At 72.2% G+C, this 11,648-nt stretch carries 9 protein-coding genes and 1 pseudogene; 4 read left to right on the top strand and 6 right to left on the bottom strand.

The window, feature by feature from the left end; translation table 11 throughout:
• Positions 1 to 87: 87 nt before the first annotated feature.
• From ACYVF7_RS30950 to ACYVF7_RS30960, 3 genes are all read left to right on the top strand, one after another.
• Positions 88 to 1,209: a D-alanine--D-alanine ligase family protein gene (locus ACYVF7_RS30950; RefSeq protein WP_460347694.1), complete on the top strand. Its 1,122-nt coding sequence runs from the start codon at positions 88 to 90 to the stop codon at positions 1,207 to 1,209.
• Positions 1,206 to 2,591, top strand: a complete 1,386-nt coding sequence (locus tag ACYVF7_RS30955; RefSeq protein ID WP_460347696.1) for a UDP-N-acetylmuramoyl-tripeptide--D-alanyl-D-alanine ligase — start codon at positions 1,206 to 1,208, stop codon at positions 2,589 to 2,591. The genes ACYVF7_RS30950 and ACYVF7_RS30955 overlap by 4 nt, the downstream gene beginning before the upstream one ends.
• A 158-nt stretch (positions 2,592 to 2,749) precedes the next feature.
• Positions 2,750 to 3,352: a hypothetical protein gene (locus ACYVF7_RS30960; RefSeq protein ID WP_460347698.1), complete on the top strand. Its 603-nt coding sequence runs from the start codon at positions 2,750 to 2,752 to the stop codon at positions 3,350 to 3,352.
• Between the two features lie 100 nt (positions 3,353 to 3,452).
• On the opposite strand, the gene ACYVF7_RS30965 is transcribed toward ACYVF7_RS30960, so the two are convergent.
• On the bottom strand, positions 3,453 to 4,400 hold the full coding sequence (locus tag ACYVF7_RS30965) for an alpha/beta hydrolase family protein (RefSeq protein WP_460347700.1): 948 nt from the start codon (positions 4,398 to 4,400) through the stop codon (positions 3,453 to 3,455).
• A gap of 64 nt (positions 4,401 to 4,464) precedes the next feature.
• On the opposite strand from ACYVF7_RS30965, the gene ACYVF7_RS30970 reads away from it, so the two are divergent.
• The gene (locus tag ACYVF7_RS30970; protein ID WP_460347702.1) at positions 4,465 to 5,034 is read left to right on the top strand and encodes a TetR/AcrR family transcriptional regulator; all 570 of its coding nucleotides are present in this window, start codon (positions 4,465 to 4,467) and stop codon (positions 5,032 to 5,034) included.
• A 63-nt stretch (positions 5,035 to 5,097) separates the two neighbouring features.
• On the opposite strand, the gene ACYVF7_RS30975 is transcribed toward ACYVF7_RS30970, so the two are convergent.
• From ACYVF7_RS30975 to ACYVF7_RS30995, 5 genes and pseudogenes are all read right to left on the bottom strand, one after another.
• A complete protein-coding gene (locus ACYVF7_RS30975) occupies positions 5,098 to 6,561 on the bottom strand; it encodes an AAA family ATPase (protein ID WP_460358182.1) in 1,464 nt (487 codons plus the stop codon).
• A 48-nt stretch (positions 6,562 to 6,609) separates the two neighbouring features.
• Positions 6,610 to 7,277, bottom strand: a pseudogene (locus tag ACYVF7_RS30980) (AfsR/SARP family transcriptional regulator); the annotation flags it as partial.
• Positions 7,278 to 7,370: 93 nt separating this feature from the next.
• Positions 7,371 to 8,243, bottom strand: coding sequence for an RICIN domain-containing protein (locus tag ACYVF7_RS30985; RefSeq protein ID WP_460347704.1), 873 nt, complete (start codon positions 8,241 to 8,243; stop codon positions 7,371 to 7,373).
• 521 nt (positions 8,244 to 8,764) lie between these two features.
• Entirely contained in the window at positions 8,765 to 9,382 is a 618-nt protein-coding gene (locus ACYVF7_RS30990) for a hypothetical protein (protein ID WP_460347706.1), read from the bottom strand.
• Positions 9,306 to 11,645 carry a hypothetical protein gene (locus ACYVF7_RS30995; protein WP_460347708.1) on the bottom strand — a complete coding sequence of 780 codons (2,340 nt, stop codon included), beginning with the start codon at positions 11,643 to 11,645 and terminating at the stop codon, positions 9,306 to 9,308. Before ACYVF7_RS30995 ends, ACYVF7_RS30990 begins: the two co-directional genes overlap by 77 nt.
• Positions 11,646 to 11,648 lie beyond the last annotated feature (3 nt).

The following is an 11,648-nucleotide window of genomic DNA, read 5'->3' on the forward strand; positions in this document are numbered from 1 at the left end:
TGGCGCAGCCGAAATGCCCGGTGTCCCCGGTAGCGCCACTCCCCCTAGCGTTCATTGGTAAAGACCGGATCCAAGGGGGGACAACGGTTGAGTGACGAGAGGATCAGCGTCGGTGTGGTGTTCGGCGGGCCGTCCGCCGAACATGAGGTGTCCGGCGCGTCGGCGCTGTCGGTCGTGCGCGGACTCCGGGACGACCGGTACCGCCCGGTCGTCATCGGGGTCGGCCGGGACGGCCGCTGGATGCTGCTCCCGCCCCAGGTGGTCGAGGAGGCGGCGGCCAGGAGACACGGCGGGCCGGCGATCGAGGACCGGCTGACCGCCGAGGGCACCGAGGTCGAACTCCGGCGTGGCGGCCGTCTGGTCTCCTCCGACGCCTCGGACGTCGTCATCGAGCGGCTCGACGTCGTCTTTCCCGTCATGCACGGGCCGTACGGTGAGGACGGAGTGCTCCAGGGTTTCCTGGAGACCCTCGACGTGCCGTACGCCGGGTGCGGGGTGCTCGCCTCCGCGGTCGGCATGGACAAGGTGGCGATGAGACGCGCGTTCACCGCCGAGGGCCTCCCGACCGCGCCCTTCGCCTGGTTCACCGAACGGCGGTGGCGGACCCACCACGACCCGCCGACGCTGGCCGGTGACCTCGGCTGGCCCCGGTTCGTCAAGCCGGCCAACATGGGCTCCTCCATCGGCATCTCCCGGGTCACCGGGCCGGAAGGGCTCACCCGCGCCGTCGAGGAGGCGTTCCGGTACGACGACGTCGTCCTGGTGGAGAAGGGCATCAACGCCAGGGAGCTGCTCTGCGGTGTGATCGGAGACGCCGACGAGGTCAGGGCCTCGCTGCCGTCCGAGGCGAAGCTCAGCGGCGGCTTCGCCGACTACGCCGTCAAGTACCTCAGCATGGCCGACGTGATCACCTCGCCCGCGGACCTGCCGGCCGACGTCACCGCGCGGGTGCGCGAGATGTCGACCCAGGCGTTCCGGGCCGTCGGCGGCCATGGCCTGGCGCGGGTCGACTTCCTCTACGACGACGCGGCCGGCAGGCTCTACGTTCTGGAGATCAACACCATGCCCGGGTTCACCGCCGACTCGGTGTTCACGCGAGGCTGGGCCGCGACCGGTGTGCCGTACGAGGAGATCCTCACCCACCTCATCGACCTGGCCTTCGCTCGCCACGAGCGCAGGCGCGCCAAGTCCGTGGAGGCCGCCCGATGATTCCGCTCACCCTGGAAGAGATCGCGCGGGCCGTGGGTGGCACCGTGCACGGGACCGCCGGTCCCGGGCCCACCATCACCGGACCGGTGGTCATCGACTCCCGCGAGGTGACCGCCGGCGCGCTGTTCACCGCCATCGTGGGAGCGCGCAGCGACGGGCACGACTACGCCGACGCGGTGTACGCCGCCGGCGCGAGCGCGGTGCTGGGCTCCCGGGCCGTCGACGGGCCGTGCGTCGTGGTGGACGACGTGGTCGCCGCGCTGACCGAGCTGGCCGTGTTCGTGCGCAGCCGGCTGGAGCCCCTCGTCATCGGCCTCACCGGTTCGGTCGGCAAGACCACGACCAAGGACCTGCTCGCCCAGATCCTCGAGCGCGAGGGGCCGACCGTCGCCACCGCCGGCTCGTACAACAACGAGATCGGGCTCCCGCTGACCATCCTCCGGGCCGACCGGCAGACCCGGTACCTCGTCCTGGAGATGGGGGCCATGAACGCGGGCGACATCACCCATCTCGCGCGGGTGGGACAACCGCAGTTCGGCTTGGTGCTCAACGTGGGGCCCGCGCATGTGCTCTCGTTCGGTGACCTCGACGGCGTCGCGAAGGCGAAGTCCGAACTGGTGCGGGCCCTGCCCCCTGTGGGGAAGGGCGGGTTCGCGCTCCTCAACGCGGATGACGAGCGTGTCGCCGCCATGGCATCGAAGACACCTGCCCAGGTGATGTTCTACGGCACCGCCGCGGACGTGACCGTACGGGCGGACGAGGTGACGGTCGACGTCTCGGGCCATGCGTCGTTCACCCTGCACACTCCGGCGGGGACGGCACCGGTACGGCTGCGGCTGCCCGGCGAGCACCAGGTCGTCAACGCGCTGGCCGCCGCGACCGTGGCCGGCGTCCTCGGCGTCACGACCGACCGGATCGCCGAGGCGCTCAGCGCCGCCGTGCCCCGCTCCTCCAGCCGCTTCGAGACCGTCGAGCGCCCGGACGGCGTCACGGTCGTCGACGACGCGTACAACGCCAACCCGGTCTCGATGGCCGGCGCCCTCCGCACACTGGCCACGATGGGCACCGGCCGCCGTACGGTGGCGGTGCTGGGCGAGATGACCGGCCAGGCGGACGGCACCGTCCACCACCACACGACCATCGGCGCGCTGGCCGGCGAACTGGGCATCGCCACCATGGTCGTCGTGGGATCCGGCGACGGCCCGGAGGCGCTGGCCGAGGCCGCCGGCGGCGCGGGCGTGTCCGTACGGTCGGTGCCGGACGCGGACGCCGCGATCGAGCTCCTTTCGGACCTGGTACGGCCGTCCGACGTCGTCCTGGTCAAGGCGTCGAGCGAGGTCGGCCTGCTGCCCGTGGCGGCGGCGCTCAAGTATCTCGGCTGATTCACCTGTTGATCGGTGGGCCGCTACCTGCGACGCCGGGGATGCCAGAAAGCCGACATCGCAGTAGTGGCGACACATAATTGTGGTTTTGGTCGGACCTCAATACCTTGACACCCGTCTACTCTGACAAGTCAGCATCCGATCCGAGAGGTTCGACAATGGAGCTCAAGCACGTGCGTGGCGCCGCTACTCTGGCCGTCGGCGGTGGCGTGATCGCGCTCGCGCTGGCCGGCTGCAACACCGGCGGGAGCACGGCCTCGTCGTCGGCTTCACCGGCGGAGGGGGCGCCATCCGCCGGCTCCACGAGCACGGGTGGTGCCAAGGCACCGGTCCGCCAGGGGAACAAGCCGGACTGCATGGCCTCCAAACTGCATGCGGTGATCCAGGTGCAGAGTCCCGGCTCGTCGGCCAAGGTCCTGGCGACGCTGATCCTCACGAACCGCTCGAAGCACAGCTGTGTCCTCTCCGCCGGCTGGGCGCCGATCGGTACCGGTGGACCGAACAAATACACGCCGTTCCCCGCCACCCGAACCAACTTCCCGGGCCGGGGCATGAACATCCCCCTGCGCGCCGGCAGTTCGGCGTACGCCGGGATGAAGTGGCAGACCGGCCGTGGCTGCGGCCCTAGCTCCGGCATCGGCGTCACCTGGCACAGCTCCTGGATTCCCGCCCGCTACGCCGGCGGCGACGAGCCTTCGATCTGCGGTTCCCTGGTCCTGGGCACGCTTCAGCCCGCCATGAACGGCGTCAATTTCTCCTGATGTTCCCCGCGCGCGCATCCGCTCGGTGCGGGCGGTGATGTGCGCGGCGGTCGCGGCCGGGCTCGAGCAGGTGCCGCTCTGGGCCCAGCCGCGCATGGGCTTACTTGTGGTCGATGCTCCAGACGCCGTTACCGGCGGTGGCGTCGTCGTGGAGGGCCGTCCAGGCGGTGCCGTCGAGCTTGAAGGCGTCGAGGAGGTAGGCGGAGATCGCGTCTGCGACGAGGGCGACGCGGGCCGGGTCTTCGTCGGTGGTCTCGGCGACTTTCTCGCCGGCGACGCCGCCGAGAGTGTGCTCGCCCTCGGTGATGGTGAGCAGGCTCTTGGGGGTCGGGCTGAGGTGGTAGGCGTCGGTGAACCAGTCCGGTCCGCGGGTGGACATCGCCGACTGGTCCTTGCCACCGGCGATGACCAGTGCCGGGGTGGTCATGGTGGAGTAGTCCGGCTTCATGAACGGCAGGTGCTCGGCCGCGAACGGGGTGAGGGTGTCGCCGGTTCCGGGCGCCGCGATGAGCGCACCCGCCTTGACCGCGGGGTGGGAGAAGTCCTCTCCTGGCACACCGTCGGCGTCGAAGACACGGGCGCCGAGGAGGGTGCCGACGGTCTGGGCACCCCAGGAGTGACCGACAGCGGCGGTACGGCCGTGTTCGACCCGGACGTCCAGGCCGCCGGCCTGGGCGAGGACGCCGTCGAGGTCGTCGAGGATCGCGTGGAGGTCGGCGATGCGTGCGCGCCAGATGGTGCCGAACCTCGGGTCGTCGAACCCGATGCCGTTGCGGCGGGAGTCCAGGTGGGTCGGCTGCACGACGACGAACCCGGCCGCGGCCCACCGGTCGGCAAGGGGCTCGTACCCGTCCAGCGACCACGCGTTGCCGTGGGAGAACACGATGACCGGCAGGTTCTCACCCGACGCCGGGGCGGTGACCTTCACCTGCAGCTCGATGCCGCGGTCGGTGGAGGGAACGGTGATGGGTTTGACCGCGATGATCTGTCGGCCGAGCTGGTCGGTGGGCATGGTGACCTTGCCTTCTGGGGTTGACCGTTCTGCCATAATTTGACGGAACATGGTTCCGCAAACTTAGCGGAACATTGTTCCGCGAGCAAGGGAGGACGTTGTGCCCGAACCGTCCGGGGCGCGCCAAGCGGGAGCGCAGCGCACCCGTGAGGCCCTGCTGTCAGCGGCGGCGGCCGTGTTCGTGGACCAGGGAGTACAGGCACCCATCCGCGACATCGCCGGACGTGCCGGAGTCGGCCTCGGCACCGTCTACCGGCATTTCCCGACCCGGGCGGACCTGGTCACCGCCGTATACCGGCACCAGGTCGACGAGTGCGCCGCGCTGGCGCCCAAGCTCCTGCGCGAACCCATCTCCCCCGCCGCGGCGCTGACGCGGTGGATCGACGCGTTCGTGGAGTTCCTGGTCACCAAGCACGGCCTCGGCGCCGCGTTGCGGTCCGAGGACCCCAGCCTGCAGAACCTGCACACGCTCATGCTCGACAAACTGGTGCCGGCATGCGCGACGCTGATCAACGCCGGCATCGCCGCCGGCGAGCTCGACCCCGACGTCGCCGCGTACACGCTGATGCGCGCCGTCGGGAATCTGTGCATCCTCGGCGGCGGCTACGACCGGACCGACGCGCAACACATGGTCGCCCGCCTCCTCGCCGGGTGTCGCCGAACGCCGTAGCCGCCGCCAAAAGGACCCTTCGGTTGCGGCGGTCCTGACGACGCAACCGGCCTATGAGCGACGTCAGCCGGCACGGGGTTCGGGATCCGTCGGCCACGCCGGGTCGCCGGGGAGATCGGCGGGGTCGCACGGATGACCGATCCATTGCTCGAGCTGATCGAGCTGCCGGCGAGCCGTGTCCGCCGCGTGCCGGGCCTCCGCCCGTACGCCGGAATCGTCCGCCAGCGCGGCGGCGTGGTCGAACCAGAGTGCCGCCTCGGCGTGCTGGTCGTCCTCGGCGCAACGGTTGCCGGCCGCGAACGCCGCGTCGACCAGCTCCTCACGGGCGACGAGCGGACCGGCGGCCATGAGGTGGCGGGCGATGTGCACGGGATGGCGGTGCGGCAGCTCGGCCAGCGCACGGGCCGCGGCCGCGTGCAGCAACTGACGGCGTGCCGGGGTGAGGTCCTTCAGCACCAGCTCGCGGACGAGATCGGGCATGAGGTACCGCCCTGGGCGGCCGGGGCCGGTGCCGTCCTCCCAGTTCAGCACCCGAGTGGTGACGGCCGCGTCGATGAGGGACAGCAGCTCTTCACGGCTGATCGTCCGGATCCGGAGGAGGAGCTCGGGATCGAGCTCTCCGCCCGTCACCGCGACGGCCTGCAGCATCGTGAGCACGCGGTCGTCCAGCAGGTCCATTCGCGCGCGCAGCACCCTGCTGACGGACGCGGGAAGGCGCGCCCCTGGTCCCGTCCGTTCCTCACTGGGCAACTCGAGGATCTCGGTGATGAGGAAGGGGTTCCCCTCGCCGCGCCGATGCAGCGCGGCCGCCTCTCGCTGATGGAGCTCGCTGCCCGGTGCGCCCGGGTTGAACGGGCTGGACCGATGTCGCATCAGCTCGTGGATGTCCGCGACGGTGAGCGGGTCCAACGGCAGGAGGGTGGCGCGGGTCTGCCGGACGAGCAGGGCCAGGAGCTCGCGCAGGCCCGCGTCGTCGGTGTCCTGCGTCGTGCAGACGACGATGAGCGGCACATCCCGCAGCACTGCGGCGTAGCTGCCGAGCCGGCGCCGGAAACGCGGGCCGGCCCGGTGCAGATCCTCGATGAGGCAGATGGTGGGCTGCTGGGTCAGCCGCTCCGTCAGCTCGCCGACGACCGCCTCGGATCCGACGTCCAGGCGGATGTCCGGGTACGCCATCGAGACCAGCCGGCCCATGGGGTCTCCCCCGTCCCCGCCGTCCCCGCCGTCCGCCTCCGAACCGATGTCGATGCCGCACCGGACCCACACGTTCTTGAACCCGGCGTCCGTCGCACGGGCCGCGAACTCCTCGGCCAGCCGCGTCTTGCCGATGCCCCCTTCCCCGGACAGCACCACCCAGCGGGTACGGCCCTGGCCCGCGTCGCTCAGGATCTCGTCGAACCGGGTCAGTTCGGCGGTCCGGCCGACGATGGCCGAGGCCGCGCCCGCCGGGCGCCCCACCAGCGGGACGGGTGCCGCGTGCGAGCGGCGGGGAGCCAGGGCTGCCAGGTCCTGGCGAAGCACCGCCACGTGAACGTCGCTGAGCTCGGGTCCCGGCACGGTGCCCAGCTCGTCGGCGAGCAGCGTACGGATCCTCTCGAAACGCGACAGCGCCTCCGCGGGCCCGCCAGGTACAGGGCTCGCAGCAGCAGCGCCCAGGCGGCCTCGCGCAGCGGAGACCGCGTGGTGAGTTCCTCGGCGATGAAGGTTGCCTCATCGGGACGGCCCTCGTGGAGGAGAACGGTGGCGTGCAGTTCACCGGCCGCCAGCCGGATCTCCTCCAGCCGGGCGATCTCCCGCTCGGCGAAGGCGTAGCTGGCGGCGTCGGCCAGGGCGGTGCCGCGCCACAGGGTCAGGCCGCGCTGCACCTCCCGGCGGGCCTCGGTGAGTCGTCCGCGGGTCAACAGCCCGCGCGCGTGGTTGACCGCCTCCTCGAACCGGGCCGAGTCCCGGCTGTTGGGCGGCGCGTTGAGCGTGTACCCCGCCGGCCCGCTGAGCAGGACGGTCTGCCCTCCCCGCCGCGTACGATCCGGCTCCAGCACGGCGCGCAGCCGGCTGATGTGCGAGTGAATGGAGGACAGGGCGCCCGCGGGCGGGTTCCCCTCCCACAGGTCCTCGCCCAAGCGGTCCGCTGACACCGGACGGCTGTCCGCGATCAGCAGCCGGGCGAGGAGGACACGGCGTTTAGGCGGGCCCAGGTCGAGCCGGGTGTCACCCGACCAGGCCTCCAGCGGGCCCAACAGCATGAACCTGAGGTGGTCGCTCAATCGTTTGCCTTCCACAGCCGCGTTCGCCTGCTCGGGGCATGGCTTGTCGGGATCGGCGAGCCCGCCGGTCGATCAGCCGAAGGACCAGATGTGATCGTCCTTGGGATCACACGGGAAAAGGGTGAGCCGTGCGTCCTTCCCCCCGGACCCGTAGTAGCCCGATACGTCCAGACACAACCCGTGACTGACGTAGTTGCGGATCCAGAAGTGGCCGCTGCTCCTCTTGTCGAGGTACCACATCTGGTTGTCGCTCAGCCCGGGATAGCAGAGGTTCTCCGACAAGGGAGTACGGGCGGGCGCGGCCCCCGCACCGGGCACGTCGAAACAGTAGTTGTCCTTGCTGTTGCGGATGGTGAACAGGTCGGCCCCATGCGGTCCGCGGCCCTTCATATTGACGACGAGATCCCAGAGTTGGTTGTCATCGTCCGACCGGGTGCAGGTGAATTGGTTGATCGGGCCCTCGACGCTGCCATTGCCGTAACCGGGGACGTCGGCGCACAGGCCGGTCATCGTGTTGTGGAGCAGGACGCGCGTAGTCGTGGAGAAGTTCGGCCCGGTTGGGAAGCGTCCCCCGCCGCTCGTCACGCCGACCTTGCCCGCCCTGGTCCCGTGCTTCCCGGCGGTGTCCTTGGACCCGGCCGTGCCGGCCTTCGTGCCCTTCTTCGGGGACGCGGACGCCGACGGTGACGGTGACGCGGTGGCGGTCGGCGAGGCGGAGGCGTACGCGCCTGCCGCGCCCTGCCCGCCGCCGGTCATCACCCGGTCCGCCGCGGCGGTGGTGCGCTGCTTTTTGCCGCCGTGGGACCCGGTCCCGACGAGCAGGATCGGGATCGCCAGCAGGACGACTCCGCCGATCGCCACGGCGGCGAGTACGGGTTTGCGCGGCCGGTCCGGCGGCATCTCGTCGCCGGCCGCCGCGGCGCCGTCCGGGGACGCCGGGGCCACCGCGATGTTCCGCAGCCACGCGGTGCGCTTCTCCTTCGTGGCGGCCTTGTCGCCCTTCTTGTCGCCGTCCTCGGGGGCCTTGTCGTCGGCCGCCGGCTTCGTGGCCTCGTCCGGTGACGCCGGCGATTCCTGAACACCGCCGGAGCCCTCTTCCTCCGGCGCGGCCGCCTCACCGGCGCCGGCGGTCTCCCCTCCGGCGGAGGCGGGCTGGTCGGCCTCGGATTCGGCGGCCGGGGTCTGCTCCTCCGCTGGAGGAGAAGCGGACGCGGGGGCCTGTTCCTCCGCGGCTGCGGAGTCGGAGGCCGCGCCGGCTCGTCCACCGACGTCGGACCGGAGGCCGGTGCCAGGTCCGCTGCCGCAGCTATGTCCGCTTCCGGCAACTTAACCGGCCGGCGGACGCCGAGCGACTTCGTTGGTTCGCCGGATTCCGACTGGGAGGACACGATGTTTTCTCCTTACATGTTCGTCAATTAGAGTCACGGATGGGGCCGGTTGTTCGCCGTTTCCGGAGGCGGCCTCCATCACATGACTCCACCCAGCGGCTCGGCGCAGCGGACGGGCCAGCCGGCCGGAGACGCTCCCTCGGCCGCGGGCGAATGCCGGCCCAGCGCTTCGTCGAGCTTCTCCAGAACGGCCTGATCGGCGGCGCCGAGCACGCCGGGCCGGTCGTCCGTCTTCGATCCCCCGCCGACGACCTCGCTCACGAGGACGATCCGGGCCTGGCCGTCGGACCGTACGCCGAGCACGCGGAAGGTGGTGCCCGGGGAGAACACGACCTCGTCGGCGCCGGCACCGGATCCGGAGCCGAGCAGCGGGCGCACCCGCCGGCCGGTCGAGGACCAGATGACGTATCCGCCCACGGCGGACGGACCCGCGGCACCGCCGATCGGCAGCGCGCTGACCGGCCCGGATCCGCGCAGGACGGTTCCCGGCACGAACCGCGCCAGACCGGCGTCGGCGGACAGTCCGCCGCGAACCGCCACCCCCCGGTACGACGGCAGACGGCTCAGACCGGAGGCGAGGCAGGCGAGGTAGGAGTCGGGGAACCCGGGTCCGCCCGGCTCACCGCCGTACGGCTCGCCGAACCCACCCGACAGGTGGACGTGCACCGCGACGAGATCGATCCGTGCCGCGTCCACCTGCCCGCCGCGCAGCGCCGGGCATCCGCGTCAACGCTCGGTTCACCGCGGCGCTGTGCCGCTCCCAGATCGGTTGTACGAGAGAGCGGAACTCCGCTCGTTCCGCCTCGGTGCTGCGGCGGAGGGGTTTCACGGCAGGTCCGGGCCGCGCTCCCCCGGTGACGGGAGCCGGACGGGCCTGGTGCTCGACGGCCGGGGATGGAGGGGTGGCCCGGCTCTCCGGCGCGACCGGAGACTCCGTGGCGGCCGGAGCCCGCGGCGTGGTCGGAGGCCCCGGAGCGACCAGGGACTCGGGGACGGACGGAGGCTCGGGAGGCTCCAGAGGGGTCGGGGTCGCCGTTGGGTGCTGCTCCGGAGGGGCCGGGAGCTGCGATGACTCTGGAGGAGCCGCGACCTCGGGGGCGTCCGGGGGCTCCTGGGCGGGTGGCGGTTCTGGGGGCGCGCCAGGGGCTTCGGGGGCCGCCGGTTCCGGCGCGCGCGACGGCTCCTGGGCTGGGGCGGAGCCTTCCGTCATGTCTCCGGGGGGATTCGCGGGTACGGGGGCCGTGGAACCTGCACGCCCAGGCACGGACGGGCTCGGCGGGCCGGCCTGCGCGGATCGCGGAGCGGCCATGCGATCGGGGAGGTTCGGTCGCGCGGGAGGTGTGGAAGCGTCGGCCACCGGACCGGCGAAGGTCGCTCGCGCGGGTTCCGAGTGGTCGGTCGCACGGGCGGAAGCACCCGTTCCCGCCACCGGTGGTGAGGCGGGAGACTCGCCGGCCCACTCCGCCTGAGGCCGGGCGGCACGCGGCGTCGCGACGGTCCGTACGGTGGGCGACGCGGGAGCGGGCGCAGCCTCGACCGGTTTCGGCTCCACGAGCGACACGTTGTGCTCGATGGCCAGCCGGAGCAGGCGGAACCCATCGTCGTCCGGCCCCTCCGGCTGCGCGACCCGGTGCAGGGCGACGAACTCACGGACATCGGCGTCCAGGTCGGAGAGGACGCTGGACAGACCGGCGAAGAGCGCGTCGTCGGCCGGCGCGCCGCGGAGGTTCACCTCGATGGCCAATTGTTCCGGTGTCACGGGCCGTCCGGCGAGGGCGGGCGGCCCGTCGTGGGGCCCCACAGTCAGCCCGGACATCGTCACGGCGACCTGCCAGCGATCCGACAGGCGGATGACGCCATCGTCCGTCTGGACGCCTCCGGACAGGGGTGAGCGCCAGCGGAGCAGCCGGGGCGCGGCGGGACCGTCCGTGCCGTCGGCGCCGTACGGCCGGCAGGCGACGGTCTCGACGAACGGCGCCCAGGTCGGTTCGGCGTCGGCGCCGATCAGGACCGGCCGGACGACGGGCTCGGTCTCGGAGCCGACGACCAGTGGGAGGCCGGTCCACGTCTCCAGCTCGGCGCCCAGGATCTCGGCGGTGTCCTGGACGACGGACAGCAGGTCGATGGGACCGCACGGGGCGAGACGGACCGATGAACGGGTCGTCGCGGGCAGGGCCGCCAGCAGGGAGGCGAGTTCCTCGGCCCGGAGCTCCGCGTCGCCGCTGAGCCGGGGGGCGCCGACGAGGACGGTGAGGCGCTCACCGTCCACCGGGACCGAGTAGCAGAGGTTCGCCGCCCAGTCTCTCGGCTCCCGCGCCGACCGTACGAGGACGCCGGCGGGAACCTGCTCCACGATGTATCCACCGGCGGTACGGCCGGGCAGCCGCGCCAGCGCCGACTGCCAGGCCGGCACCGGGCTGCGCGGCCCGAGAAGCCTCGGCTCCGCACCCGGCGTGAACGACCGCCAGCCGTGGCCGGGCACGTCGGCGCCGAGGGCGAACAGGGATCCGCCCGGCAGGATCAGGACGCCCGCGTCCGGAGCGATCACCTCGATCCCCCAGGCGTCGGCGATCCGCTGCGCGAGGGCGGGGCGGCCGGCGCGCCGGGCACCCGCGCCCGACAGCACGAGCCGAACCGCGGTGACCCCCTTCGCGCGCAGGGAGTCGAGCACGGTGCCGAGCCGGGCCCAGAGCTCGCCGCCCACGTCGTCCGCGCCGACGACGAGGGTGAAGCACTCGTCCACGCCGGCGAGGGCGCGGGCGAGTTCGGCGACGTCCTCGCGGCGCGGTGTCGCGTTCGGAGAGGAGCGCAGCAGGATCAGACCGTCGTACTCGTCGACCACCACCGCTGCCCGGCTCTTCGCGCGGGCGGCGCCGCGGTCCCCCGGCCCGGTCGAGGCCGAGGCGTCCTGCCCGCCCTGTCCCGGCCCGCGGCCGGGGGCTCTTCTCCAGCGAGTCACGAT

The sequence above is a fragment of the Actinoallomurus acanthiterrae genome (assembly GCF_054775715.1).